Origin of the sequence: Sphingomonas arenae, assembly GCF_016924655.1 — a bacterium.
Taxonomy (GTDB): Bacteria; Pseudomonadota; Alphaproteobacteria; order Sphingomonadales; family Sphingomonadaceae; genus Sphingomicrobium; species Sphingomicrobium arenae.
The window spans coordinates 379,392-404,901 of sequence record NZ_JAFFJU010000001.1 but is presented as its reverse complement, the minus strand read 5'-3'; the positions used below and the strand labels follow the sequence as shown (position 1 = coordinate 404,901).

Annotated in this window: 31 protein-coding genes; 23 read left to right on the top strand and 8 right to left on the bottom strand. The window is 64.8% G+C overall.

Annotation, left to right across the window (positions count from 1 at the left end; all coding sequences use genetic code 11):
• From JT720_RS02055 to JT720_RS02045, 3 genes are read right to left on the bottom strand one after another with little or no spacing between them, the layout of a single operon-like run.
• Complete coding sequence (locus JT720_RS02055; protein WP_205479017.1) at positions 1 to 1,047, bottom strand: homocysteine S-methyltransferase family protein; 1,047 nt, start codon at positions 1,045 to 1,047, stop codon at positions 1 to 3.
• A complete protein-coding gene (gene metF / locus JT720_RS02050) occupies positions 1,044 to 1,967 on the bottom strand; it encodes a methylenetetrahydrofolate reductase [NAD(P)H] (RefSeq protein WP_205479016.1) in 924 nt (307 codons plus the stop codon). The genes JT720_RS02055 and metF overlap by 4 nt, the downstream gene beginning before the upstream one ends.
• Positions 1,964 to 2,923, bottom strand: a complete 960-nt coding sequence (locus tag JT720_RS02045) for a metalloregulator ArsR/SmtB family transcription factor (protein WP_205479015.1) — start codon at positions 2,921 to 2,923, stop codon at positions 1,964 to 1,966. The genes metF and JT720_RS02045 overlap by 4 nt, the downstream gene beginning before the upstream one ends.
• A 203-nt stretch (positions 2,924 to 3,126) precedes the next feature.
• Between JT720_RS02045 and JT720_RS02040 the strand changes: the two genes are divergently transcribed.
• Both JT720_RS02040 and JT720_RS02035 read left to right on the top strand, forming a co-directional pair.
• Positions 3,127 to 3,402, top strand: a complete 276-nt coding sequence (locus JT720_RS02040; protein ID WP_192585694.1) for a hypothetical protein — start codon at positions 3,127 to 3,129, stop codon at positions 3,400 to 3,402.
• Between the two features lie 90 nt (positions 3,403 to 3,492).
• On the top strand, positions 3,493 to 3,666 hold the full coding sequence (locus JT720_RS02035; RefSeq protein WP_205479014.1) for a hypothetical protein: 174 nt from the start codon (positions 3,493 to 3,495) through the stop codon (positions 3,664 to 3,666).
• 19 nt (positions 3,667 to 3,685) lie between these two features.
• Here JT720_RS02035 and groL read toward each other — a convergent pair whose 3' ends face one another.
• From groL to ctrA, 3 genes are all read right to left on the bottom strand, one after another.
• Positions 3,686 to 5,326: a chaperonin GroEL gene (gene groL, locus JT720_RS02030; protein WP_205479013.1), complete on the bottom strand. Its 1,641-nt coding sequence runs from the start codon at positions 5,324 to 5,326 to the stop codon at positions 3,686 to 3,688.
• A 56-nt stretch (positions 5,327 to 5,382) separates the two neighbouring features.
• On the bottom strand, positions 5,383 to 5,697 hold the full coding sequence (gene groES, locus JT720_RS02025; protein WP_205479011.1) for a co-chaperone GroES: 315 nt from the start codon (positions 5,695 to 5,697) through the stop codon (positions 5,383 to 5,385).
• Between the two features lie 411 nt (positions 5,698 to 6,108).
• Positions 6,109 to 6,816 carry a response regulator transcription factor CtrA gene (gene ctrA / locus JT720_RS02020; RefSeq protein WP_205479009.1) on the bottom strand — a complete coding sequence of 236 codons (708 nt, stop codon included), beginning with the start codon at positions 6,814 to 6,816 and terminating at the stop codon, positions 6,109 to 6,111.
• A 214-nt stretch (positions 6,817 to 7,030) separates the two neighbouring features.
• Between ctrA and JT720_RS02015 the strand changes: the two genes are divergently transcribed.
• From JT720_RS02015 to JT720_RS02005, 3 genes are read left to right on the top strand one after another with little or no spacing between them, the layout of a single operon-like run.
• Positions 7,031 to 7,681 carry an RluA family pseudouridine synthase gene (locus tag JT720_RS02015; RefSeq protein WP_205479007.1) on the top strand — a complete coding sequence of 217 codons (651 nt, stop codon included), beginning with the start codon at positions 7,031 to 7,033 and terminating at the stop codon, positions 7,679 to 7,681.
• Positions 7,671 to 8,081 carry an alternative ribosome rescue aminoacyl-tRNA hydrolase ArfB gene (arfB, locus tag JT720_RS02010; protein ID WP_336511924.1) on the top strand — a complete coding sequence of 137 codons (411 nt, stop codon included), beginning with the start codon at positions 7,671 to 7,673 and terminating at the stop codon, positions 8,079 to 8,081. Before JT720_RS02015 ends, arfB begins: the two co-directional genes overlap by 11 nt.
• Entirely contained in the window at positions 8,081 to 8,560 is a 480-nt protein-coding gene (locus JT720_RS02005) for a GAF domain-containing protein (protein WP_205479003.1), read from the top strand. The genes arfB and JT720_RS02005 overlap by 1 nt, the downstream gene beginning before the upstream one ends.
• 92 nt (positions 8,561 to 8,652) lie before the next feature.
• Here JT720_RS02005 and JT720_RS02000 read toward each other — a convergent pair whose 3' ends face one another.
• Positions 8,653 to 9,123, bottom strand: coding sequence for a universal stress protein (locus tag JT720_RS02000; RefSeq protein WP_336511953.1), 471 nt, complete (start codon positions 9,121 to 9,123; stop codon positions 8,653 to 8,655).
• Between the two features lie 118 nt (positions 9,124 to 9,241).
• Here JT720_RS02000 and JT720_RS01995 point away from each other — a divergent pair, with 118 nt between their 5' ends.
• Genes JT720_RS01995 through lpdA form a run of 3 tightly spaced genes read left to right on the top strand, consistent with a single transcriptional unit; the run spans position 9,242 to position 12,360 of the window.
• Positions 9,242 to 10,558 carry a pyruvate dehydrogenase complex dihydrolipoamide acetyltransferase gene (locus JT720_RS01995; protein WP_205478999.1) on the top strand — a complete coding sequence of 439 codons (1,317 nt, stop codon included), beginning with the start codon at positions 9,242 to 9,244 and terminating at the stop codon, positions 10,556 to 10,558.
• 1 nt (position 10,559) lies between these two features.
• The gene (locus JT720_RS01990; protein WP_237219617.1) at positions 10,560 to 10,949 is read left to right on the top strand and encodes an acyl-CoA thioesterase; all 390 of its coding nucleotides are present in this window, start codon (positions 10,560 to 10,562) and stop codon (positions 10,947 to 10,949) included.
• On the top strand, positions 10,942 to 12,360 hold the full coding sequence (gene lpdA, locus JT720_RS01985; protein WP_205478997.1) for a dihydrolipoyl dehydrogenase: 1,419 nt from the start codon (positions 10,942 to 10,944) through the stop codon (positions 12,358 to 12,360). Before JT720_RS01990 ends, lpdA begins: the two co-directional genes overlap by 8 nt.
• On the opposite strand, the gene JT720_RS01980 is transcribed toward lpdA, so the two are convergent.
• Positions 12,336 to 13,874 carry a hypothetical protein gene (locus tag JT720_RS01980; RefSeq protein WP_205478995.1) on the bottom strand — a complete coding sequence of 513 codons (1,539 nt, stop codon included), beginning with the start codon at positions 13,872 to 13,874 and terminating at the stop codon, positions 12,336 to 12,338. The genes lpdA and JT720_RS01980 overlap by 25 nt on opposite strands.
• Before the next feature lie 122 nt (positions 13,875 to 13,996).
• On the opposite strand from JT720_RS01980, the gene JT720_RS01975 reads away from it, so the two are divergent.
• The 15 genes from JT720_RS01975 to rpsC all read left to right on the top strand — a co-directional run bounded on the left by JT720_RS01975 (position 13,997) and on the right by rpsC (position 25,508).
• On the top strand, positions 13,997 to 15,292 hold the full coding sequence (locus tag JT720_RS01975; protein WP_419555388.1) for a Xaa-Pro dipeptidase: 1,296 nt from the start codon (positions 13,997 to 13,999) through the stop codon (positions 15,290 to 15,292).
• Between the two features lie 75 nt (positions 15,293 to 15,367).
• On the top strand, positions 15,368 to 15,964 hold the full coding sequence (locus JT720_RS01970) for a DUF4142 domain-containing protein (RefSeq protein ID WP_205478992.1): 597 nt from the start codon (positions 15,368 to 15,370) through the stop codon (positions 15,962 to 15,964).
• 15 nt (positions 15,965 to 15,979) lie between these two features.
• Positions 15,980 to 16,384 (top strand): cupin domain-containing protein, encoded by a 405-nt coding sequence (locus tag JT720_RS01965; RefSeq protein WP_205478991.1) that lies wholly within the window; start codon positions 15,980 to 15,982, stop codon positions 16,382 to 16,384.
• A gap of 204 nt (positions 16,385 to 16,588) precedes the next feature.
• Positions 16,589 to 16,960 carry a 30S ribosomal protein S12 gene (gene rpsL, locus JT720_RS01960; protein ID WP_028969180.1) on the top strand — a complete coding sequence of 124 codons (372 nt, stop codon included), beginning with the start codon at positions 16,589 to 16,591 and terminating at the stop codon, positions 16,958 to 16,960.
• Positions 16,961 to 17,023: 63 nt separating this feature from the next.
• Entirely contained in the window at positions 17,024 to 17,494 is a 471-nt protein-coding gene (gene rpsG, locus JT720_RS01955; RefSeq protein ID WP_205478990.1) for a 30S ribosomal protein S7, read from the top strand.
• A 66-nt stretch (positions 17,495 to 17,560) separates the two neighbouring features.
• Positions 17,561 to 19,654: an elongation factor G gene (gene fusA / locus JT720_RS01950; protein WP_205478989.1), complete on the top strand. Its 2,094-nt coding sequence runs from the start codon at positions 17,561 to 17,563 to the stop codon at positions 19,652 to 19,654.
• 72 nt (positions 19,655 to 19,726) lie between these two features.
• Complete coding sequence (gene tuf / locus JT720_RS01945; protein WP_205478988.1) at positions 19,727 to 20,917, top strand: elongation factor Tu; 1,191 nt, start codon at positions 19,727 to 19,729, stop codon at positions 20,915 to 20,917.
• A 160-nt stretch (positions 20,918 to 21,077) separates the two neighbouring features.
• On the top strand, positions 21,078 to 21,389 hold the full coding sequence (gene rpsJ, locus JT720_RS01940; RefSeq protein WP_028969184.1) for a 30S ribosomal protein S10: 312 nt from the start codon (positions 21,078 to 21,080) through the stop codon (positions 21,387 to 21,389).
• 205 nt (positions 21,390 to 21,594) lie between these two features.
• Entirely contained in the window at positions 21,595 to 22,350 is a 756-nt protein-coding gene (rplC, locus tag JT720_RS01935; protein ID WP_205478987.1) for a 50S ribosomal protein L3, read from the top strand.
• A 3-nt stretch (positions 22,351 to 22,353) separates the two neighbouring features.
• Complete coding sequence (gene rplD / locus JT720_RS01930) at positions 22,354 to 22,980, top strand: 50S ribosomal protein L4 (RefSeq protein ID WP_205478986.1); 627 nt, start codon at positions 22,354 to 22,356, stop codon at positions 22,978 to 22,980.
• Positions 22,973 to 23,293 (top strand): 50S ribosomal protein L23, encoded by a 321-nt coding sequence (locus JT720_RS01925; RefSeq protein WP_205478985.1) that lies wholly within the window; start codon positions 22,973 to 22,975, stop codon positions 23,291 to 23,293. Before rplD ends, JT720_RS01925 begins: the two co-directional genes overlap by 8 nt.
• Positions 23,294 to 23,299: 6 nt before the next feature.
• Positions 23,300 to 24,136, top strand: coding sequence for a 50S ribosomal protein L2 (gene rplB / locus JT720_RS01920; RefSeq protein ID WP_205478983.1), 837 nt, complete (start codon positions 23,300 to 23,302; stop codon positions 24,134 to 24,136).
• A gap of 6 nt (positions 24,137 to 24,142) precedes the next feature.
• On the top strand, positions 24,143 to 24,418 hold the full coding sequence (gene rpsS / locus JT720_RS01915) for a 30S ribosomal protein S19 (RefSeq protein ID WP_192585720.1): 276 nt from the start codon (positions 24,143 to 24,145) through the stop codon (positions 24,416 to 24,418).
• On the top strand, positions 24,418 to 24,795 hold the full coding sequence (gene rplV / locus JT720_RS01910; protein WP_192585721.1) for a 50S ribosomal protein L22: 378 nt from the start codon (positions 24,418 to 24,420) through the stop codon (positions 24,793 to 24,795). The genes rpsS and rplV overlap by 1 nt, the downstream gene beginning before the upstream one ends.
• On the top strand, positions 24,795 to 25,508 hold the full coding sequence (gene rpsC / locus JT720_RS01905) for a 30S ribosomal protein S3 (RefSeq protein WP_205478981.1): 714 nt from the start codon (positions 24,795 to 24,797) through the stop codon (positions 25,506 to 25,508). The genes rplV and rpsC overlap by 1 nt, the downstream gene beginning before the upstream one ends.
• The last annotated feature ends 2 nt before the right edge of the window (positions 25,509 to 25,510 follow it).

Sequence of the window (25,510 nt, the reverse complement as noted above, 5' to 3'; positions counted from 1 at the left end):
TCAGGCGGCGAGAACCATTGGTTCGAGCCCCGCGAGCAGGGTCGTCCGCGGCGCCGTCGGCAGGGTCCGCGGGGGGAAGTCCTTCACCGCTTCCGCGATCGCCGCGATGTGCTGCGGGGTCGTCCCGCAGCAACCGCCCACGATGTTGATGAGGCCCTCCTCGGCCCACTCGCGCACCTGCGCCGCCGTCTCCTCGGCAGCCTCGTCATACTCCCCCAGTTCGTTGGGCAGACCGGCATTGGGGTAGGCCATGACCAGCGCATCCGCCTGCCGCGACAACGCGGCCAGGTGCGGCCTCAACTGGGCCGCTCCGAACGAACAGTTGAGCCCGATGGTCAGCGGTCGCGCGTGCCGGACGCTCGCCCAGAAGGCTTCCACCGTGTGTCCCGACAGATTGCGTCCGGAAAGGTCGGTTAGCGTCATGGAAATCATGATTGGCAGCTCGCGGCCGACATTTTGCTGCGATTCCAGGGTCGCCATGATGGCCGCTTTGGCATTTAACGTGTCAAAAATGGTCTCGATCAGGATGAAATCGGCCCCGCCCTCGACCAGCGCATCAACCTGTTCGCGGTACACTTGCTTCAACGTGTCGAAATCCACCTCGCGGTAGGCGGGATCGTTCACGTCAGGGGACAGCGACAGCGTTTTGTTGGTCGGCCCCAGCGCTCCGGCAACGAAGCGACGGCGGCCATCCTTCTGCGCCTGCCGCTCGGCAACCTCCCGCACGATCCTGGCCGAGGCGATGTTCATCTCCGTGACCAGATGCTCCGCGCCATAATCGGCCTGGCTGATCCGGTTCGCATTGAAGCTGTTCGTACCCAGCACGTCCGCGCCCGCCGCCGCATAGCCTTCGCAGATTTCCGCGATCAGCTCCGGGCGCGTCAGGCAGAGCAGGTCGTTATTGCCCTTCTGATCCTTGTTCAGCGCCAGGTCGCCACGATAGCACGCCTCCTTCAGCCCCGCGCGCTGGATCGCGGTTCCGAAGGCGCCATCCTTGACGAGGATACGTTTCGCTGCAGCGGATCGGAAGGCTTGGGCAGGGCTCACGCGGTCACGGCTTTCGCTCGGACGCCCAGCAGGTGGCAGATGGCATAGGCCAGCTCCGCCCGGTTGAGCGTATAGAAATGGAAGTGGCGGACCCCACCGGCATAAAGCTGGCCGCAGAGCTCCGAAGCGATGGTGGCCGCAACGAGCTGGCGCGCCGCCGGGAGCTCGTCCAGACCCTCGAACTTATCCTCCAGCCACGCCGGAATGGCGGCTCCGCAAAGCCCGGCAAACTTTCGGGTTTGTGAAACGTTGCTCACGGGCAAAATGCCGGGGACGATCTCCGCCCGGATGCCTGCGGCGGCGGCACGATCGCGGAAGCGGAAGAAGCTGTCCGCCGAGAAGAAGAACTGACTGATCGCCCGGTCGGCCCCGGCGTCGACCTTGCGCTTCAGGTTGTCGAGGTCCGCGTCTGGGCAGCTCGCCTGCGGGTGGGTCTCGGGGTAGCAGGCAACGCTGATCTCGAACGGAGCAACTTTCTTCAGCCCCTCCACCAGTGCGGCGGCATCGGCATACCCATCTGGATGGGCCTCGTAGGGACGGCCAGGCTCCGGCGGGTCGCCCCGCAGCGCCACGATATGACGGACGCCAATGTCCCAATATTCCCGAGCGATCTCGTCGATCTCGCCCCGGGTTGCGTCCACGCAGGTGAGGTGCGCGGCGGCAGGAAGATGCGTTTCACGGACGATCCGCTCCACGGTTGCGTGGGTGCGCTCGCGGGTTGAGCCGCCTGCGCCATAAGTTACCGACACGAAGCGGGGATGCAGCGGCGCAAGCATCTCGATTGAGCGCCACAGCGTGTCGGCCATGGCGTCGGTCTTCGGCGGGAAAAACTCGAAGCTGACACCGATGTCGCCGCAGGTGTGGGCGAACAAGGGAGCCGGTTCCGGCGGTGGGACAGGTGCCAGTGCCGCGGGGCTCATGCGGCCCTCCGCGCGCGCAGCGCCTGCTTGTCGCCCGCCCACAGCGTGACCGTCAGCTCTCCGCCTACCAGATGTTCGACGACGCTGCCGCTGAGACCAGCAGCCTCCAGCCAGCCCACCACGGCTTCGTCCGCAAAGCCAAGGCGGGCATGGGCGTCGCGCAGCCGGAGCTCCTCCCGCTCGTGCAGCGCGAAGTCCACGATCAGCAGACGTCCGCCCGGTACCAGCAGCCGCGCAGCCTCCGTAATCGCCGCAGCCGGGTTGTGGGCGTAGTGCAGGACCTGGTGCAGCAGAACGACGTCGGCGCTGCCATCCTCGAGCGGGAGGGCGTACATGTCGCCTTGCCGCAAGCTTGCCCGAACGTCGGCGGCTTCAAGCTTCACCCGAGCCACCCGCAGCATCTCGGAACTCTTGTCGATGCCCACGGCGTCCGTCGAACGACGACCGAACAACTCGATCATCCGTCCGGTCCCGGTCCCGATGTCGACGAGCCGGCCAAGCGGGTCTCCGCCTAGTGCACGGCTGATCGCTGCCTCGACCTCGCTCTCTGCGACCTGAAGCGACCGGATTTCGTCCCACACGCCCGCATGCGCGGCGAAGTAGCGAGCAGCAGCCTCGGTCCGGTCCTGGCGCACGGCCGAGAGCCTTGCCGAATCGGCCGCGAAGACTCGCTTGGAACTGTCCTCCTCGGCGACGTCGGTGAGCGCGAACAGCGCGGTTGCAAGCTCTGCCCGTCCAAGGGTGAGAAACACCCAGCTTCCCTCCTTGCGGCGCTCCACCAGGCCTGCGTCCGTAAGAATCTTGATGTGTCTCGAAACCCGCGGCTGGCTCTGCGCGAGAACTTGCGCCAATTCCCCGACCGACAGTTCCATCGTTCTCAAAAGAGCGAGGATTCTCAGCCGCGTAGGATCGGCGAGAGCCTGAAACAGATCGGCGAGAGGAAGCGGCTGGCTCACGAGATAACGATATAAAGATATCTTTATATCGTCAACGTTCTCGAGTGCGTTTCATGGGCGCAACTCGATTCATCGCAAATGACGATTGCGTGACGCCGCTCGCTTGCCTAAATCCGCGCGCTGGCCTGACCACAAATATGCGGCGGGCCGAGCCCCGTGCCGGGCAAAGAATCCGGCACATGATTGATAGGGATGGAACGATCATGAAGAAGATTGCTCTTGCCGCTGTTGCGGTTCTCGGCCTCAGCCTGGCTGCTTGCCAGGACAACGCCGCCGACAACGCCACCTCGACCGAGAACACCATCGAGACCGAGGCTGCTACCGACCTGAACGCTGCGGAAGCTGGCACCGAGAACCTCGGCGCGTCGGCTGACAACGCTCTGGACGCTGCTGGCAACTCGCTCGAGAACGCCGGCGCTGCCGTCGAGAACGCGGCTGAGGACGTCGCCAACGGCCAGGACAACGTCGCGGGCCAGTAAGCCCCACGTTCGTCACTGACGAAAACGGAAGGGCCGCTCGGGCAACCGGGCGGCCCTTTTGCTTGCCTGCCGAATTGCTAAGCTGATCGGATGAAGGCGCTTCTCCCCCTGTTCCTCCTGCTCACCGGCTGCAGCGATGACCGACCGCCAGCTCCCACCGCGGAAGAAAACCGTCGCCTGGACGAGGCCGAGGCGATGTTGAACGGCCTCAACGAAGAAGGGCCGGCACCCGAAGGCACCGGCCCTTCCAATTCGTCGGACTGAGCAGTCCGGCGGAGCAGACTTAGAAGTCCATCCCGCCCATGCCGCCCATGCCGCCGCCCATCGGGGCCGCCGGCTTGTCTTCCGGCAGCTCGCTCACCGCCGCTTCGGTGGTGATGAGCAGGCCGGCGACCGAAGCCGCGTCCTGGAGGGCAGTACGAACGACCTTGGTCGGGTCGATCACGCCGGCCTGGACCAGGTTCTCGTAGGTGTCGGTCTGGGCGTTGAAGCCGAGCGACGTGTCGTTGCCGTCCAGCAGCTTGCCCGAGATCACCGCACCGTCATGGCCGGCGTTCGCCGCAATCTGACGGACCGGCGCGTAAAGCGCCTTGCGGATGATGTCGACGCCGCGGGTCTGGTCGTCGTTCTGACCCTTGAGGCCCTCGATCGCACGGGTCGCATAGAGCAGGGCAGTACCACCGCCCGGAACGATGCCTTCCTCGACCGCGGCGCGGGTCGCATGGAGAGCGTCGTCGACGCGATCCTTGCGCTCCTTCACCTCGACCTCGGTCGAACCGCCGACCTTGATCACCGCAACACCGCCGGCGAGCTTGGCAAGACGCTCCTGGAGCTTCTCGCGGTCGTAGTCGCTGGTCGTGACTTCGATCTGCTGGCGGATCGCTGCGACGCGGCCCTCGATGCCGGACTTCTCACCCGCACCGTCGACGATGGTGGTGTTGTCCTTGTCGATGGTGACGCGCTTGGCGGTGCCGAGCATCGCGGGAGTAACGTTCTCGAGCTTGATGCCGAGATCCTCGGAGATCATCTCGCCGCCGGTCAGGATGGCGATGTCCTCGAGCATCGCCTTGCGACGATCGCCGAAGCCCGGGGCCTTGACCGCCGCGACCTTGAGGCCGCCGCGCAGCTTGTTCACCACGAGCGTGGCCAGAGCCTCGCCCTCGATGTCCTCGGCGATGATCAGCAGCGGACGACCCGACTGCACGACCGCTTCGAGGATCGGCAGCATGGCCTGCAGGTTGCTGAGCTTCTTCTCGTGAATGAGGATGTAAGGGTCGTTGAGTTCGACCTGCATCTTCTCCGGGTTGGTGATGAAGTAGGGCGACAGGTAGCCGCGGTCGAACTGCATGCCTTCGACGACGTCCAGCTCGAACTCGAGGCCCTTGGCCTCCTCGACGGTGATGACGCCTTCCTTGCCGACCTTTTCCATGGCTTCGGCGATCTTCTCGCCGACTTCACGGTCGCCGTTGGCCGAGATGATGCCGACCTGGGCGATCTCGTTGGAGCCCGCAACCGGCTTGGAGCGGCTCTTGAGGTCCTCGACAACCTTGCCGACGGCCAGATCAATGCCACGCTTCAGGTCCATCGGGTTCATGCCGGCCGCAACCGACTTCATGCCCTCGCGAACGATCGCCTGGGCGAGAACGGTCGCGGTGGTGGTGCCGTCGCCGGCAATGTCGTTGGTCTTCGAGGCCACTTCGCGCAGCATCTGCGCGCCCATGTTCTCGAACTTGTCCTTGAGCTCGATCTCCTTGGCAACGGTGACGCCGTCCTTGGTGATGCGCGGAGCGCCGAAGCTCTTGTCGATGACGACGTTGCGGCCCTTGGGGCCCAGTGTCACCTTGACCGCGTCGGCGAGGATGTCGACGCCACGAAGGATGCGCTCGCGCGCGTCACGGCTGAATTTTACGTCCTTGGCTGCCATTGGCTAACCCTTTCCTTGATCTCGAATGTTCCGAAAGTTCGCGGTTGCGGCGTCGCTTACGCGGCCTCGCGAACGGCGGCGGCGCCCTCGAGAATGCCGAGAATGTCGCTCTCCTTCATGATCAGGAGATCTTCACCGTCGACCTTGACCTCGGTGCCGGACCACTTGCCGAACAGGATGCGATCGCCGGCCTTGACCTCGAGCGGGGTCACGGTGCCGTTTTCGGAACGGGCGCCGGTGCCGACGGCGATCACTTCGCCTTCCTGCGGCTTTTCCTTGGCGGTGTCGGGAATGATGATCCCGCCCGCGGTCTTTTCTTCAGCCTCGACCCGACGGACGAGAACTCGGTCATGAAGCGGCCTGAAAGCCATATGCCTAGCCCCTCTTTGCTCTAGTGTTGAACGGTTCCGCTGGCACTCCTCAGGCAGGAGTGCCAGCGACGGGGCGCATATGGGTTGGGCTTTCCTACCCGTCAATGGGGCGTTCATGCGCTCCAGCCGGTTTCCGCGAGCGGCTCACCTTGTAGAGCAGGCGCGGTGTCCGCGTCCGACCCATTGCGGACACTGGTGAACTATGGCCATGACGTGGAATGAAAGTGCTTGGGGCCGCCGCAAGTGGTCTGGCCCATCATCTTCGTATGCGAGGCGCTAGGCTGGGCTTGGCTGTACGCGGCTACCGACCGCTAGGAATGGTAGCTCTCCAGCCATAGCGGACATTCGCCCGATAACGAAAAACGGCGGAGCGTTGCCGCCCCGCCGTCCGCTCCCGCCAGCAGGTGAGTGTCAGGCGACCGCCGCTTCCGGCAGTTCGCTCTCGTTGGAATCGCGCAGCACGTAGCCGCGGCCCCAAACCGTCTCGATGTAATTGTCGCCGCCGCATGCAAGGCTCAGCTTCTTGCGCAGCTTGCAGATGAAGACGTCGATGATCTTCAGTTCCGGCTCGTCCATCCCGCCATAGAGGTGGTTGAGGAACATTTCCTTTGTCAGCGTGGTGCCCTTGCGGAGCGAAAGTAGCTCCAGCATCGCATATTCCTTGCCGGTCAGGTGCACGCGGCTGCCGTCGACCTCAACCGTCTTGGCGTCCAGGTTCACCGCCAGCTTGCCGGTGCGGATGACTGACTGGCTGTGGCCCTTGGAGCGGCGGACGATGGCGTGGATGCGGGCAACCAGCTCGTCGCGGTGGAAGGGCTTGGTCACATAGTCGTCGGCACCGAAGCCGAGCGCCCGGACCTTGCTGTCCATCTCGCCGATGCCGGACAGGATCAGGACGGGCGTCCCCACCTTGGCCGTGCGCAGCTTCTTCAGCACGTCATAGCCGTGCATGTCCGGCAGGTTCAGATCGAGGAGGATGATGTCGTAGTCATATAGCTTGCCGAGATCGAGGCCCTCTTCCCCGAGATCGGTCGTATAGACGTTGAAGCCTTCCGTCCCGAGCATCAATTCGATGCTCTTCGCAGTCGTCGGCTCGTCCTCGATCAGCAGCACCCGCATTTCGATTTCCCCCGTTCAACGGCTTTGGGCTCACTATAGAGTATTACGCGAGCTTAACGGCCTTGAAGCGTGCATTAACCATTCGGGGTGTCGCCGGAAAAGGTTAATATGATCTAAAAGACTGGAATCCGGCGGAATCGTTGCTTGGGTGCATCAGTCGCTGCCGAACCTCCTCCCTTGAAAGGGGAGGGAGAAGGTGCCACCCGCCCGCCTCATGCTTTCCGATCGCATCCTCTTCATCGACGCCGACGCGCTGGTGCTCGATAAGCCGCCCGGACTGCCGGTCGATACCCCGCGTCACGGGGGCGACAGCGTGGAGCGGCGGTTGGATGAGCTCAAGGCGGGGTTCAAGCGGCCGCCCACCGCGATGCACCGGCTGGACCAGGATACGTCTGGGTGCCTGCTGTTCGCGCGCAATCGGCGGGCTCGCGCGCAACTGCAGCAGGCGTTCGAGGCACGACGCGTCGAAAAGGCTTACCTGGCGCTGATCGGCACGGAGGTGGGAGAGGAGAGCGGCACGATCAGCCTGCCTCTTACCAAGCGCTCCAGTGCGGAGGCGGGATGGCGGATGGTGTCGGATCCGAAGGGACAAGAAGCGGTCACCCATTGGCGGCGCATCGCCGTTCGCGACGGTCGAACACTGGTCGAGTTCCGCCCGGTGACCGGCCGCACGCACCAGATTCGCGTCCACGCGCGCGAGGCGTTCGGCGGTGGGATCGTCGGAGACCGGATCTACGGGATCCCGGGCGGTGCAATGCTCCTCCATGCCTCACGTCTCGTGGTGCCGCGGGAGGGCAAGACGACCATCGACGTCACTGCACCCCTGCCGGACCAATGGCCGGAGGAATGGCGAAGTGAGCCCTGAGGACATCGTCATCCCGGAGGACGCGCTGACCGAGAAGTTCCTGGCCGCGACTGGTCCGGGCGGGCAGAACGTCAACAAGGTCGCGACTGCCTGCCAGCTGCGGGTGGACGTCTTCCGGCTGGGTCTTCCGCCGCACGCCTACGACAAGCTCAAGAGTTTGGCGGGCAGCCGGATGACGACGGGCGGAGAGCTGGTCATCACGGCGCGCAATTACCGGACGCAGGAAGCCAATCGCGAGGACGCGCGAAAGCGGCTGGCGGAACTGATCGCGGCTGCCCATGTGAGGCAGGCGAAGCGCCGCCCCACGAAGCCATCGCGTGCTGCCAAGGCCAAGCGCGTGGATGCCAAGAAGGGGCGCGGGGCGATCAAGGCTGCCCGAGCAAAGGTGAAACTCGACTGATGTACGACCTCCGCATTCAGGCCGACAGCAAGGCCGAGCTGTATCGCGACCTCGTCGCGGCGCTCGAGAGCCTCGTGACTGGCGAGCCCGATCCGACCGCCAACATGGCGAATGCCTCCGCACTGATCATGGAGTCGCTTCCCGACCTCAACTGGGCTGGCTTCTACCGCAATGTTGGAGGCGAGCTGGTCTTGGGGCCGTTCCAGGGGCGTGCCGCCTGCATCCGCATCCCGTTCGGCAAGGGCGTGTGCGGCGCCGCGGCCGAGACTCTCCAGGTGCAGCGGGTGGACGACGTTCACGCCTTTCCGGGTCACATCGCCTGCGACGCGGCGAGCGCTTCGGAGCTGGTGGTGCCGATTGCTCGCAATGGGGAACTGATCGCGGTGCTGGACCTCGACAGCCCAAGGGTCGCGCGCTTCACGCAAGAGGACGAGGACGGGTGCGTGGCGCTCTGTGAAGTGCTTGCGCGAGTGCTGTAGCCGCGCTCACGCCGAGCCTGTCGAAGCGTACTTCGTCACCCTTCGACAAGCTCAGGGTGAGCGCACGAGTAGTTGCCGCAACTGTTCCCGTCTCAGCTCAGCTGCTCCAGCCGCTCGTCGCTGAGCGAGCCTGGAATGATCATCACGGGGCAGGGTAGCTTGCCGGCGTCCGTCCCCGTGAAATCCTTGACCAGAGGGCCGGGGTCGCCGCTCGGACTGGCGCCGAGCACCAGTGCGGCGATGTCGTCTCGGGTACCGATGAATGCGCGGACGACGGAGACCGGCTCTCCCTCGCGCACCATGATATTGGGCTCGATCCCGGCCGCGTCCACGATCTCGCCCAGCGATGCGGTGATGCTGGCTTCGATGCGCAGCCGCTGCTCTTCTTCGATCGCGGCCTGAACCCCGCCCCACTGCACGAAGTCCTGCGGCTCGACGACCGCCAGCACTTCCACGGCGCCGCCGGTCTTGACCGCTCGCCTCGCTGCGAAGCGCAAGGCGACCCGTGCTTCCGGGCTGTCGTCGATCACGACGAGGTACGTGCGGGTCTGCTGCTGGTCCACCGGTTCACCGTGCGCGAAGCGGCTTCGACACGCAAGGAGGCTCAGCACCGCCTTGACCCGCACCGGCGCATGGTCTTTGAGCGACGGCGCTGTTTGCCCCCGCGCGCGAAGGTTTCTCATGCCCGTCGAACTCAAGATGCCCGCTCTCTCGCCGACCATGGAGGAAGGCACGCTCGCCAAGTGGCTGGTGAAGGAAGGGGACACCGTGTCCTCCGGCGATATCCTGGCGGAGATCGAGACCGACAAGGCCACGATGGAATTCGAAGCCGTCGACGAGGGCACGGTTGCGAAGATCCTGGTCGCCGAGGGTACGGACGGGGTGAAGGTCGGAACGCCGATCGCCTTGATCGCGGGGGAGGGCGAGGACGTCATCGCCGCGTCGAGCGCGCCGTCCCCGGCTCCGGCTGTCGAAGCGCCACAGCCAGCGGCGGACGAAAAGCCCGCAACCGCTCCCGCGCCGACCGCTGCTGCGCCGGTCGAGACCCCCGCCGCTCCGCCCCAGGCCGCGTCTCCGGCTGCAAGTGAAGGCGACCGCATCAAGGCTTCCCCGCTCGCGCGCCGTCTTGCGCAGGCGCAAGGGATCGACTTGTCCACCCTGAGGGGTAGCGGGCCGGGCGGGCGCATCGTCCGCGCCGATCTCGGCCAGGCGGCTGGCGGAGCCCTGGCTCGACCGCACGCGCAGCCCCAGGTCCCCGCCGCCCAGGTCTCGGCTGCGGCTGCACCTCCACAGCCGTTCGAGACCACGATCCCGCATGAAGCGGTCAAGCTCAGCAACATGCGCAAGACCATCGCGCGGCGTCTGACCGAGTCGAAGCAGCAGATCCCGCACATCTACCTGACGGTGGACGTGCGCCTCGATGCGCTGCTGAAGCTGCGCGGCGAGCTCAACGCCAGCCTGGCGACCCGCAGTGTGAAGTTGAGCGTCAACGACATGCTGATCAAGGCACTCGCGCTGGCGCTGATCGAAGTGCCGGAATGCAACGTCAGTTTCGCCGGCGATCAGCTGATCAAGTACAGCAGGGCCGACATTTCGGTGGCCGTGTCGATCCCGAACGGGCTGATCACGCCTATCGTTGCCGACGCTTCGGCCAAGAGCATTTCGGCGATCAGCAAGGAAATGGCGGATCTCGCCGCCCGTGCGAAGGAGGGCAAGCTCCAGCCGCACGAATATCAGGGCGGCACCGCCAGCATCTCCAACATGGGCATGTTCGGGATCAAGCAGTTCGATGCCGTCATCAACCCGCCGCAGGCCATGATCCTGGCGATCGGCGCGGGCGAGAAGCGGCCCTATGTGCTCGGTGACGAACTCACCGTGGCCACCGTGATGAGCGCCACGGGCAGCTTCGACCACCGCGCCATCGACGGTGCGGACGGCGCGCGGCTGATGAAGGCGTTCAAGGAACTGGTGGAGAGCCCGCTGGGGCTGGTGGCTTAGCATGACGACCGAGCGGGTCCCGGTGATCCGCACCACCGCCATGCCGGCCGACACCAACCCCTATGGCGGCGTGTTCGGCGGGTGGCTGATGGGCCAGATGGGCCTCGCCTGCGGCTCCTTCGCCTCGCGGCACTCGCAGGGCAAGGCGATCCTGGTAGCGGCGGACGAGGTGCGCTTTCCCGGCGCAATGGCGGTTGGGGATGAGCTGTCAGTCTATGTCGAGCTGCTGCGGCAGGGCAGGACGTCGCTGCGCTTGAGGGCGGAAGCAATTGCGCGGGAGCGGGACGGAGAGGCGGAGAAGCTCGTCGCCTCCGGTGAGTTCACCTTTGTTGCCTTGGATAATCATGATCGGCCGCGAACGATTGCGGCAGGAGAAATGACGAATGGCTGACCAATTCGATGTGATCGTGCTCGGTTCCGGACCCGGCGGCTATGTGGCGGCAATCCGATGCGCCCAGCTTGGGCTCAAGACCGCCATTGTCGAGCGCGAGAACCTCGGCGGCATCTGCCTTAACTGGGGGTGCATCCCAACCAAGGCGTTGCTCCGCTCCGGCGAGATGCTGCACCACATGAGGCACGCGGACAGTTACGGCCTAGTGAATAGCGGCGAAGTGAAGGCGGACCTGCCCAAGATCGTCGCCCGCAGCCGCGCGGTCGCCAAGCAGCTCAACCAGGGCGTCACCGGCCTGATGAAGAAGAACAAGATCGCCGTTTACATGGGCACCGGCAAGCTGACAGCTACGGGCAAGATGGTCGTCGCGCTCAACGACGGGAAGACAGCGGACCTCCAGGCGAAGCATATCATCGTCGCTACCGGCGCTCGGGCCCGGGACCTTCCGTTCGCCAAGGCAGACGGCAAGCGCATCTGGACCTATCGGCACGCCATGGTCCCGGAGGAGATGCCCGCCGAGCTTCTGGTCATCGGGTCCGGCGCGATCGGGATCGAGTTCGCGTGCTTCTACAACGACTGCGGCGCTAAGGTGACAGTGGTCGAGATGCTCGACCGGATCGTACCCGCAGAGGATGCGGAGGTCTCGGCACTTCTGCAGAAATCTCTGACCAAGCAGGGAATGACCATCCTGACCTCCGCCGGGGTGGAGAGCCTCACCGCCGACGCGAACGGCGTCGCGGCGAAGATCAAGACCAAGGACGGCACGGTCGAGGACAAGCGCTTCAGCCACGTCATCGTTGCGGTCGGCATTGTCCACAATATCGAGGGGATCGGGCTCGAGGAGCTCGGTGTCGTGGTCGAGAAGGGCCGGATCACGATCGATCCCTATGGCCGCACGAATGTGCCCGGTGTGTGGGCGATCGGCGACGTTACAGGCGCGCCGTGGCTGGCACACAAGGCCAGTCACGAAGGCATCATCGCGGCCGAGAGTATCGCCAAGGAGCTCGGCAACGCCGACGTCCACCCGCACACGATGGATGCGAGCAACATCCCGGGCTGCACTTACTGCCATCCGCAGGTCGCATCCGTGGGCTTGAGCGAAGCCAAGGCCAAGGAGGCCGGCTACGAGGTCCGGGTCGGCAAGTTCCCCTTCATTGGCAACGGCAAGGCGATTGCGCTCGGGGAGACGGAGGGCTTCATCAAGACGGTGTTCGACGCCAAGACCGGCGAGTTGCTCGGCGCGCACATGATCGGCGCCGAAGTGACGGAGTTGATCCAGGGCTATACGGTCGGCAAGACGGCGGAGCTGGTGGAGGAGGACTTCATCAACACCGTTTATCCGCACCCGACGCTGTCGGAGATGATGCACGAAAGCGTTCTGGCAGCCTACGAGCGCGTGCTGCACATCTGAGGCGGCGCGCCATCGCCCCCGCGACGGCGGAACACCTGCAAGTAGTCGGCATCGGGTGCGGGTTCGTAGTTGCGGATTGCCGTGCGGAACACTGGGTCCCCCACGAAGAAGCGAAACACACTGCCCTCCGGGACAATGCTGTCGTAGCGGCGGTCTACGAGCACCATGGCCGGCCGTTTGCAGGCGATCTCGAGCGCGGCCTGCCGCCGGGTCGTCGCGGCCAGCTGTTCCAGCGCCGGATCGATCCTGCCGTCCTGCCGCTCGGACCAGGCGGGCGCCAGCATCCAGAGCATCATGTGCGGCGAGTGCCAGCGAAAGCCGCGTTCCTGAACAAGCGGCCATACCGTGACGCCGCTTGCGGTCAGAGCAGTGATCGCGGAACCATGGGGCAGGGCTGCGGTGGCTCGTCCCGCTGCCTGGTCGTACCTTGCTGCTCCTGCGGCAAACGGAACCGCCAGCGCGCATCCGGAGGCTAGTAGGCCGAGCAATTTTCCGATGAGTGGCTGCTTGGCATTTCCGGCTGTGAACAAGCCGAGGAGAAGGGCAACCAGGGTTGTCGCGAGCAGGGGCACGGCGTGATACGCGAAAGCCTTCGCCTGCAGAAAGTAGCCGATCGTGAACGCTGCGGTCGCAACGATTGCTGCACCGGCTAGCGGTGGCCGTTTCTGGTCCCGCAAGATCAGCACGCCGGCGGTGAACAGTGCGGCGAACAGCGCGGGCTCCCTCAGCTGGATCGGCAGCGGCTGGTTGTAACCCCCGTACGCGGTACGCAGCAGTGGGACCATGGTGGTCAAGTAAGCGGGGGTGAACAGCGCGATCGACCCAAGGTAGCCCACTCCCGCAAGCACGAGAGTCACAAATTCCGGCCGAAGCGACCACCGCCTTGTCCGCCAGAGCAGCCACACCTCCAGCGCCAACGGGGCAAGGGCGAAGTAGTGCTTCAGCGCTAGCCCGACGGCCGCGAACAGCGCCACCGCGATCGCCGGCGGGGCCTTGATCCGTCGACCCTCCGCACGCGCGGAGACAAGGGCGAGGTAGGGGAGGATGGTGACGGCGGTCAGCTGCTCACGCTGTCCAAGCGCGAATGGGCTGGTCAGGAAGAGGGTGAGGACCAGCGCGCCGCACAATGCAAGTCGCTGCGCGCGGTCCGGCAACAACCGACGGCAAAGAAGAACCCCCGCTCCCGCGAGAAGCGCGAGAGCCACCGTCAGCGATCTCGCACCGGTCACGCCGGTCGCATCGGTCGTCCGCTCGATCAGCGCCCCGAACCAGAACCAGAGTGGCGGGTTCAGTTCCAGGATGTCGACATACAGGCGTGAGCCGCTGTTGATCTGCCGCCCGATCCAGAGCTGCCAGCCCACGTCGTTGATGAGCGGGCCGTTCCAGAAAACAGCAACCCAGACTACGAGAGCCGCGAAGGCGGTAATCTCTGGCCGGGCGGTCAGTAGCGCCAGCCGACCTCCGCTGCTCGTAACCGCATGTTCGAACGTAACCTGGCTGATCGTGGCTGTCATATGTGCAGCGAATGTCCCCCGGGCCGCTGTGACAGGCTTAACCTAAGGGACGGCTAAGCCAAGGGCTGTCAATCGGCCCTTGCGCGGGTGGCCGAAGTGCCACAGAAATCGCGGCCATGAAGATGCTCCTCCTAGCCGCCGTCGCCGCCCTTTGCCTCACTTCCGCTCCGGCCGCTGCCGAGCAGGTCGTGGTGACTGCCGACCGGATGGTCGACGTGCTGACCGGAAAGGTGGTGGACAACCCCGCAGTCTTCATCGGTGACGACGGTCGGATCACCAGCATTGCGGATGCGCGGACGGTGCGCTGGGGCAGTGACGTCCGGCACATCGCGCTGCCCGGACGCACCCTGCTGCCTGGGTTCATCGACATGCACGTTCACCTCGACAGCCCGGCAGATATCGGCGGCTACCGCGGGCTGGAGTTCACGGACAGCTTCTTTGGCATGACCGCGGTCGGCAATGCACAGGCGATGCTCAATGCGGGCTTCACGACGGTGCGCAACGTCGGTTCCCAGAACCGCAACGACATCGGGCTGAAGCAGGCAATCGATAACGGCTACACAGTGGGACCGCGGATTGTGCCGGCGGGCAATGCGCTGGGTGTCACGGGCGGTCACTGCGACAGCACCTTCTATCCGCCCAGCATGGAAAAGCCCGAGAAGGAAGAAGGCGTCGCCGATACGCCGGAGGAGTTCCGCTACAAGGTCCGCCGGGAGCGCAAGTATGGCGCGGAGGTCATCAAGGTCTGCGCCACGGGAGGGGTGTTCTCCCGCAACACTGAACCGGGCCAGCAGCAGATGTCGGAGGGCGAGCTGCGCGCCGTCGCCGACGAAGCGCACATGTGGGGACTTCGGGTAGCGTCGCACGCTCACGGCGCGGAGGGCATCAAGGCCGCGATCCGCGCTGGCATCGACACGATCGAGCATGTCAGCCTGGTGGACGACGAGGGCATCCGGTTGGCCGTGCAGCGCAAGCAGCCGGTCTGGTTCTCGATGGACATCTACAACACCGACTACACCCAGGCCGAGGGCAAGAAGAACGGCGTGCTCGAGGACAATCTGCGTAAGGATCGGGAAGTCGCCCAGATCCAGCGGGACAACTTTCGCAAGGCGCACCGCGCTGGCGTGCGGATGGTGTTCGGATCTGACGCTGGCGTGATGCCGCATGGCCAGGTGGGTCGCCAGTTCGGCACCATGGTGCAATATGGGATGACCCCGCTCCAGGCGATCCAGGCGGCCACCCGCAACGCGGCCGAAGCATTGGGGCGTGAGCGGGACCTCGGCGCCATCGCGGTGGGTCGGTATGGCGACCTGGTCGCGGTCTCGGGTGATCCCCTCCGGGACGTGTCCGTGCTTGCCAATGTGGACGCGGTGATCAAGGGCGGCACCCTGGTTAAGGCGCCTCCGATCAACCGCTGATCGCTCTTCGGGAACGTCAGGAGAGCCGGCGCATTCCTCGCACGAGCCGTATTGTCGCGGCGTGGAGGACATCGGATGAGGAAGGCACTCCTGGTGCTGGGCAGCACGTTGGGGCTGACCCTCGGACTGACCGGCTGCCAACAGCCTGGCACGACCGTCAGCAACAATGTCGCGGGGACGCCGGACGGAGGACCGGACGAGCCTGGCGTTGAGAACCTCGGTGCGGCCGCCGCTCCCACGCCTGACCCGCAGTCGCCGGCGCAGTTCGTGACGGCGCTTGCAGCGAGCGACCTGTTCGAGATCGAGGCGGGGAAGCTCGCCCAGGAGAAAGGGCAGTCGGCGCAGGTTAAGGGCTTCGGCGAGATGCTCGTGGAGGAGCACAGCAAGTCGAGCGAGGAGCTCAAGGCGTTGCTGGCCCGCTCCAACCCGCCGGTGGCGCCACCAACCGCTCTTCCGGCGGATCTCCAGGCCAAGCTCCAGCAGCTGGGGGGCCTGAGCGGAGAGGAGTTCGACCGGCGCTGGATGGCCGAGCAGACTGCGTCCCACCAGCAGACCCTGGCTATCCTGAACGGCTATCTGGCAACGGCGGAGCCCGGACCACTGAAGGACCATGCGGCCAAGGCCACGGGAACGGTCCAGAAGCACCTCAACGAGTTCAACCAAGGTCGCTAGAACGGAGAAGCCGGGATGAAGCGCGGATATTGCAACGACATCAACGAAGCCACGATCGCGAACAGCGATTTCCGGCGAGTGCTATATACCGGAGAGCACCTGCAACTGGTCCTGATGAGCCTCGCGCCGGGGGAGGAGATCGGTGAGGAGGTCCACGACGATCGCGACCAGTTCTTCCGGTTCGAAGAAGGCGAGGGTGTGGTCGTCATCGACGGCAAGGAGAACAAGGTCGAGGACGACTTCGCAGTCATCGTCCCCGCGGGCGCGCGTCACAACGTCAGGAACACCAGCGACGAGCCGCTGCAGTTCTACACACTGTACGGGCCGCCCGAACACAAGGACAAGACGGTTCACAAGGACAAGGCGCAGGCCGAGCGCGACCACGACAATGACGAATGGGACGGCAAGACCACGGAGTAGCGGATTGGACCCCTTCGCCCGTTGACCGCTCGCGCAGGGCCCTGTAAGGGGCCGCTCGTCCGCGCGGGGCTGCGTCCTCGTTCCCTGCGCCGGGCAAGAGCTGAACATTGCTCAACGACGTGAAGGCCGGGCGGCCAGTGGCTGCTTCGGCGTTCACGCATTTGCGTTGGGCAAAGTAACCGCAGTTGAAAGGTGAAGGGCTTCATGCCGACGATTAACCAGCTGATCCGCAAGGGTCGCGAACCGCAGAAGGCCAAGTCGAAGGTCCCTGCGATGGAGCAGAACCCGCAGAAGCGCGGCGTCTGCACCCGTGTCTACACGACGACCCCGAAGAAGCCGAACTCGGCGCTGCGCAAGGTGGCCAAGGTCCGCCTGACCAACCAGCGCGAAGTGATCAGCTACATTCCCGGCGAAGGCCACAACCTCCAGGAGCACAGCGTCGTGCTGATCCGCGGCGGCCGTGTGCGCGACCTTCCGGGTGTCCGCTACCACGTGCTGCGCGGCGTGCTCGACACCCAGGGTGTCAAGGACCGCCGTCAGAGCCGTTCCAAGTACGGCGCCAAGCGTCCGAAGTAAGCTGGTTTGCGTCGCTGCGCCGGCCCGTGAGCCGGGCGCACCGCTCGTCGAAAGGAATACCCTATGTCCCGTCGTCGTCGCCCCGAAAAGCGCGAAATCCTTCCCGATCCGAAGTTCGGGGACGTTACCCTGTCCAAGTTCATGAACAGCGTCATGCTGGACGGCAAGAAGTCGGTTGCCGAGCTCATCGTCTACGGTGCGCTGGACAACGTCGAGGCCCGTCTCAAGAAGGACCCGCTGCAGGTCTTCCACGATGCACTGAACAACGTGAAGCCGGGGATCGAGGTTCGCAGCCGCCGTGTCGGTGGCGCGACCTACCAGGTGCCGGTCGAGGTGCGTGACGTTCGCGCCCAGGCCCTGGCGATCCGCTGGCTGATCTCGGCGGCGCGTGCCCGGTCGGAGAAGACCATGGCCGGCCGGCTGTCGGGTGAGCTGATGGATGCCTCACAGAATCGCGGCAATGCGGTGAAGAAGCGCGAAGACACCCACCGCATGGCCGAAGCGAACCGCGCCTTCAGCCACTACCGCTGGTAACTTTCATACCTATATCGTGCGGAGCCGGCGCTGTCGGCTCCCCACATTGCTAAGGAACTGACGACCATGGCCCGCAGCCATCCGCTCGAGCGCTATCGCAACATCGGCATCATGGCGCACATCGACGCCGGCAAGACTACGACGACCGAGCGCATCCTCTACTACACCGGCAAGTCCTACAAGATCGGCGAGGTCCACGAAGGTACCGCGACGATGGACTGGATGGAGCAGGAGCAGGAGCGCGGGATCACGATCACGTCGGCCGCCACGACCTGCTTCTGGCGGGCCGAGGAAGGCAAGGGCGAAGAGCACCGCATCAACATCATCGACACGCCGGGTCACGTCGACTTCACGATCGAAGTCGAGCGCTCGCTGCGCGTGCTCGACGGCGCGGTCGCGTGCTTCGACGGCGTTGCAGGCGTGGAGCCGCAGTCCGAAACGGTGTGGCGCCAGGCGGAGAAGTACAAGGTTCCGCGCATGTGCTTCGTCAACAAGCTGGACCGCACCGGCGCCAGCTTCGAGCGCTGCGTCGACATGATCAAGGACCGCCTCGGCGCGCGTCCGGCGGTTCTGTACCTCCCGATCGGCATTGAGAGCGGCTTCAAGGGCCTCGTTGACCTCGTTGAGAACCGCGCGATCATCTGGCTCGAGGAAAGCCTTGGCGCGAAGTTCGAGTACCAGGAAATCCCGGCCGAACTGGCCGACGCCGCTGCCGCAGCTCGCATGGAGCTGATCGAGATGGCTGTCGAGCAGGACGACGAAGTCATGGAAGCGTACCTGGGCGGCGACGAGCCGGACACGGCCACGCTCAAGGCGCTGATCCGCAAGGGCACGCTAAACTTCTCGTTCGTGCCGGTGCTGTGCGGCTCGGCGTTCAAGAACAAGGGCGTGCAGCCGCTGCTCGACGCCGTCGTCGATTACCTGCCTAGCCCGCTGGACATTCCGCCGGTCGAAGGCGTGAACCCGGACACGGAAGCGACCGACACCCGTGAGGCGTCGGACACGGCTCCGTTCTCGGCGCTCGCGTTCAAGATCATGAACGATCCGTTCGTCGGTTCGCTCACCTTCGCCCGTATCTATTCGGGCACCCTGACCAAGGGCACCGTGCTCAATTCGGTCAAGGACAAGAAGGAAAAGATCGGCCGCATGCTGCTGATGCATGCGAACAGCCGCGAGGACATCGAGGAAGCGCGCGCGGGTGACATCGTCGCCATCGCCGGCCTCAAGGAGACGACCACGGGCGACACGTTGTGCGATCCCTCCAAGGCGATCATCCTGGAGCGCATGGAGTTCCCGGAGCCGGTCATCGAGGTCGCGGTGGAGCCGAAGACCAAGGCCGACCAGGAGAAGATGGGCATCGCCCTCAACCGCCTGGCCGCCGAAGACCCCAGCTTCCGCGTCAGCACCGACCATGAGTCGGGGCAGACCATCATCAAGGGGATGGGCGAACTCCACCTCGAGATCCTGGTCGATCGCATGAAGCGCGAGTTCAAGGTCGAGGCCAATGTCGGCGCGCCGCAGGTGGCATATCGTGAATCGCTCGCGAAGCCGGTCGAGCTGACCTACACCCACAAGAAGCAGTCGGGTGGTTCGGGTCAGTTCGGTGAGGTCAAGGTGGCGCTTGCTCCGGGCGAGCGTGGCCAGGGCATCAACTTCATCGACGAGATCAAGGGCGGCAACATTCCGCGCGAATATATCCCGTCGGTGGAAAAGGGCATGCGCGAGACCGCCGAGACCGGTTCGCTGATCGGCTTCCCGATCATCGACTTCGACATCCGCCTGCTTGACGGCAAGTACCACGACGTCGACTCGTCCGCCCTGGCGTTCGAGATCACCGGCCGCGGTGCCATGCGGGAAGCGGCGCAGAAGGCCGGAATCAAGCTGCTCGAGCCGATCATGAAGGTCGAGGTCGTGACCCCCGAGGATTACCTCGGCGACGTCATCGGCGACCTCAACTCGCGGCGCGGTCAGATCCAGGGCACGGACAGCCGGGGCAACGCCCAGGTCGTCGAAGCCATGGTCCCACTGGCGAACATGTTCGGCTACGTGAACCAGCTCCGCTCGTTCACGCAGGGCCGGGCGCAGTACACCATGCAGTTCTCCCACTATGACGAAGTTCCGCAGAACGTGGCGGACGAGGTCAAGGCGAAGCTGGCGTAATCACTTTTTTGACGCTAAGGGCGCGCTCGCATTGGGCGGGCCGCCCAGTTTGAACCCAAGAAGAGGCGTAAAATGGCGAAGGCGAAATTCGAGCGGAACAAGCCGCACGTGAACATCGGAACCATCGGTCACGTCGACCATGGCAAGACGTCGCTGACCGCGGCAATCACCAAGGTGCTGGCCGAGACGGGCGGCGCGACCTTCGTCGACTATGCGAACATCGACAAGGCTCCGGAAGAGCGCGAGCGCGGCATCACCATCTCGACCGCTCACGTCGAGTATGAGACGGCGCAGCGTCACTATGCGCACGTCGACTGCCCGGGTCACGCCGACTACGTGAAGAACATGATCACCGGCGCGGCCCAGATGGACGGCGCGATCCTGGTCGTGTCGGCCGCTGACGGCCCGATGCCGCAGACCAAGGAGCACATCCTGCTCGCCAAGCAGGTCGGCGTGCCGACCATGGTCGTCTTCCTGAACAAGGTCGACCAGGTTGACGATCCCGAGCTGCTGGAGCTCGTCGAGCTCGAAATCCGCGAGGAGCTCTCGAAGCGCGACTTCGACGGCGACAACATTCCGATCGTCGCCGGTTCGGCTCTTGCCGCTCTCGAGGACAGCAACGACGAGATCGGCAAGCAGGCGATCCTGAAGCTGATGGCTGCCGTTGACGAATGGATCCCCACCCCGGAGCGTCCGCTGGACAAGCCATTCCTGATGCCGATCGAGGACGTGTTCTCGATCTCGGGCCGCGGCACCGTGGTGACGGGCCGCGTCGAGACCGGCATCGTAAAGGTCGGCGAGGAAGTCGAAATCGTCGGCATCAAGGACACCCAGAAGACGGTCGTCACGGGCGTCGAGATGTTCCGCAAGCTGCTCGATCAGGGCCAGGCCGGCGACAACATCGGCGCGCTGCTCCGTGGTATCGGCCGTGAGGACGTCGAGCGCGGCCAGGTTCTGGCCAAGCCGGGTTCGATCACCCCGCACACGGACTTCCAGGCCGAGGTGTACGTCCTCTCGAAGGACGAGGGTGGCCGTCACACGCCGTTCTTCGCGAACTACCGTCCGCAGTTCTACTTCCGCACGACGGACGTGACCGGCACCGTGGAGCTGCCGGAAGGCACCGAGATGGTCATGCCGGGCGACAACGTGTCGCTGGGCGTCAAGCTGATCGCTCCGATCGCCATGGACCAGGGCCTGCGCTTCGCCATCCGCGAAGGTGGCCGGACCGTCGGCGCAGGGGTTGTCGGCACCATCACGAAGTAATATAGGGCGGGCCGCGGCGACCCTTTGGGGATTCGCGGCTCGCTTCAGTTTTGGTCAAGCGCGGCGTGCCGGCTGAACAGCCAGCGTCGCGCTTGCCTTTTAGTAGAGGCCTCCGTTTCTAGACGATTGGAGGTTTGGCTCTTTCGCATCGGTAGTGGACATGGAAACGCAGAACATTCGGATTCGCCTCAAAGCCTTCGATCACCGTGTGCTCGATCAGGCCACTGGTGACATCGCCGATACGGCCCGTCGCACTGGCGCTCTGATCCGCGGTCCCATTCCGCTGCCGACGCGCATCGAGAAGTTCACGGTGAACCGCTCGCCGCACGTCGACAAGAAGTCGCGTGAGCAGTTCGAGGTGCGCACCTACAAGCGGCTGCTCGACATCGTTCAGCCGACGCCGCAGACCGTCGACGCATTGATGAAACTGGATCTCGCCGCGGGTGTAGACGTGGAGATCAAACTGGCCTAAGGGCCTGTGCGCAGCGGTTGAATCGCTCTTCCAGCGATCCTGCTGAGCAACGAACAAGGGATACCGCGGGCGGTCTTCGGACCACCCGGTCTGCGTCCCCCGCTTCTCGCTTCTGGCGAGAATAGCCCGGCGGGGGCTCGCATCATTCACTGGGCTGCATGCCCGTCATCGTGAGGTGGCGGGCCTCTGTAAGGGAGTGTGGATCATGCGCACCGGCGTGATCGCGAAGAAAGTGGGTATGACCCGCCTGTTCCAGGCAGACGGTCGGCACGTGCCGGTCACCGTTCTGCAGCTGGACGGCGTTCAGGTCGTCGGCCGCCGCGAGGCCGATCGTGATGGATATACTGCCGTTCAGCTCGGCGCTGGCGCGGCCAAGGCGAAGAATGTCGCCAAGCCGCAGCGTGGCGCCTTCGGCAAGGCCGAAGTCGAGCCGAAGGCCAAGGTCGTCGAATTCCGTGTCGCCGAGGACGCGCTCCTCGACGTCGGCGCGGAAATCTCGGCTGATCACTTCGTTGCCGGCCAGCTGGTCGACATTTCCGGCGTGACGCAGGGCAAGGGCTTCGCCGGCGCCATGAAGCGCTGGGGTTTCGGCGGTCTGCGCGCCACTCACGGCGTGTCGGTGTCGCACCGCTCGCACGGTTCGACGGGTAACCGTCAGGATCCGGGCCGCGTCTTCAAGAACAAGAAGATGGCCGGTCACATGGGCGCCCGTAACCGCACGCAGCAGAACCTCGAGATCGTCCGTACGGACGCGGAGCGGGGCCTGCTGTTCGTCAAGGGCTCGGTCCCGGGCCACAAGGGCGGCTGGCTGACGGTGTTCGACGCGGTCAAGGTCGCTCGCAGCGACACCGCGCCTTATCCGGCGGGCCTCAAGCAGGTTGCCGCCGCCCAGAACAACAACGCTTCGGAAGCGCCTGCCGCGGACACCGCGCCGGCTGCCGACGAGAGCACGGAAGGCTAAGCGATGAAGGTCCCTGTTCAGACCCTCGACGCACAGGCTGGCGGCGATCTGGAGCTCAACGATGCCGTGTTCGGCGTCGAGCCCCGCGCCGACATCCTGCACCGCGTCGTTACCTGGCAGCTGGTGAACCGCCGCGCTCCGGCGCGCGCCACCCGCGAGCGTTCGGACGTTGCCCGCACCGGCAAGAAGTTCGGTCGTCAGAAGGGCGGCGGTACCGCTCGTCACGGCGATCGTCGTGCTCCGATCTTCATCGGCGGCGGCAAGGCCCATGGCGCCCGCGCCCGGGTGTTCAGCGCCTCGCTGAACAAGAAGGTTCGTCAGCTTGGCCTCAAGATGGCGCTGTCGTCCAAGGCTCAGGCGGGCAACCTCATCGTGCTCGACAGCCTGGATGTGCCCGAGGGGAAGACCAAGGCGCTGCAGGAGCGGTTGGCCAAGCTCGGCTTTGGCAAGACTGCGCTCGTGATCGATGGGGATGCGCTGAACGTTTCGTTCGCTCGTGCTTCGTCGAACCTGGGCAGCATCAACCTCCTTCCGGCGGTCGGTGCCAACGTTTACGACATCATGCGGCACGACACGCTGGTTCTCACCCGCGCAGCCGTTGAGAAGCTGGAGGCTCGCTTCCATGGCTAAGAAGCCGACCAACGCGGCGGTCGACAACCGCCACTACGACGTCATTCTGGCGCCGCACATCACCGAGAAGTCGACCATGCTCTCCGAGCAGAATGCGGTCGTCTTCAAGGTCGCCGGGACCGCGTCCAAGCCGGAGATCAAGGCGGCCGTGGAAGCGCTGTTCAACCGCAAGGTGGCCAGCGTCAACACGATCGTCAGCAAGGGCAAGACCAAGAAGTGGAAGGGCACGCCCTACCAGCGGTCGGACGCCAAGAAGGCCATCGTGACCCTGGCTCCGGGCCAGGATCCGATCGACATCACGAGCGGGATCTAACGAGCCATGGCACTCAAGCAGTACAAGCCGACGAGCCCGGCCCGCCGTGGCCTGATCCTCGTCGACAAGTCGGCGCTCTGGAAGGGCAAGCCGGTCAAGGCGCTGACCGAAGGCAAGCGCAAGACTGGCGGCCGCAACAACAAGGGGCATGTGACGAGCCGCGGCATCGCGGGCGGTCACAAGCAGAAGTACCGGATCATCGACTTCAAGCGCCGCACGTGGGACGTGTCGGCGACTGTCGAACGGCTGGAGTACGACCCGAACCGGTCCGCGTTCATCGCGCTTGTGACTTACGAGAATGGCGAGCAGGCTTACATCCTAGCTCCCCAGCGTCTCGCTCCGGGCGACAAGGTGCTCGCTGGCCGCAAGGTCGACGTGAAGCCGGGCAATGCGATGGAGATCGGCCAGATGCCGGTCGGAACCATTGTCCACAACGTGGAGATGAAGCCGGGCAAGGGTGGCCAGATCGCCCGTGCTGCAGGAACCTACGTCCAGGTGGTGGGCCGTGACCGCGGCATGGTGATCGTTCGCCTGAACTCGGGTGAGCAGCGCTATGTTCGTTCGGACTGCATGGCAACCGTTGGTGCGGTGTCCAACCCGGACAACGCCAACCAGACGCTGGCCAAGGCCGGCCGCAATCGCTGGCTTGGCCGGCGTCCGCTGACCCGCGGCGTCGCCAAGAACCCGGTCGACCACCCGCACGGCGGTGGTGAGGGCCGGACCTCGGGCGGCCGTCATCCGGTCACTCCCTGGGGCAAGCCGACCAAGGGTGCCCGCACCCGTCACAACAAGGCGACCGACAAGTTCATCATCCGGTCGCGTCACGCGAAGAAGAAGGGCTAACAGAAGATGGCTCGTTCCGTCTGGAAAGGTCCGTTCGTCGAGCTGTCGCTCCTGAAGAAGGCGGAAGCCGCTCAGGAGGGTGGAAAGCGCGCGCCGATCAAGACCTGGTCGCGTCGCTCGACCATTCTGCCGCAGTTCGTTGGCTTGACCTTCAACGTCTACAACGGCCGCAAGTTCGTGCCGGTGTCGGTTAATGAAGACATGGTCGGCATGAAGCTTGGTGAGTTTGCGCCCACGCGCTTCTTCCCGGGCCACGCCGCCGACAAGAAGGGCAAGCGCTAATGAGCAAGCCAGCAGCACCCCGCAAGGTGGGCGACAAGGAAGCGCTCGCCGTTGGTACCACCATTCGTGGTTCCGCGCGCAAGCTGAACCTGGTGGCTCAGCTCATCCGCGGTCGCCGCGTCGAGGAAGCGCTCAACATCCTCAAGTTCAGCCCGAAGGGCATGAGCGAGGATGTGTACAAGGTGCTCGCGTCGGCCGTGGCCAATGCCGAGAACAACCATAACCTCGACGTAGACGCGCTGGTCGTGTCCGAAGCGAGCGTGGGCAAGTCGATCTCGATGAAGCGCTTTGCCACCCGCGCCCGCGGCCGTTCGTCGCGGATCGTGAAGCCGTTCAGCCGTATCCGCGTCGTCGTGCGCGAGCAGGAAGAAGCGTAATGGGTCAGAAGTCGTCTCCCATCGGCCTTCGGCTGCAGATCAACCGTACCTGGGACAGCCGCTGGTTTGCGGAAGGTCAGGATTACGGCCGCCTGCTGCTCGAGGACCTGAAGATTCGCCAGTACATCTTCAAGACGCTGCCTCAGGCCGCGATCTCGAAGGTAGTGATCGAACGACCGGCCAAGCTTTGCCGGATCTCGATCTATGCCGCGCGCCCTGGCGTGATCATCGGCAAGAAGGGCTCGGACATCGAGAAGCTGAAGAAGACCTTGTCCAAGATGACGGGTTCGGAAGTCAGCCTCAACATCGTCGAGATCCGCAAGCCGGAGGTCGATGCTCGCCTGATCGCGCAGGGTATCGCCGACCAGCTTGAGCGCCGCATCGCATTCCGCCGGGCCATGAAGCGTGCAGTTCAGTCCGCGATGCGGCTTGGTGCCGATGGCATTCGCGTGGCCTGCGGCGGGCGTCTGGGCGGGGCGGAGATCGCCCGCAGCGAGATGTACCGTGAAGGTCGGGTGCCGCTGCATACGCTGCGCGGCAACGTCGATTATGCCGAGGCTCAGGCGCACACCGCTTATGGCGTGTGCGGCGTCAAGGTCTGGGTGTTCAAGGGCGAGATCCTTGGTCACGATCCGACGGCTCAGGACCGCCTGATGATGGAAGCGCAGACTTCGGGCGTTCGCCCGGCGCGCGACGACGACCGGCGCCGGTAAGG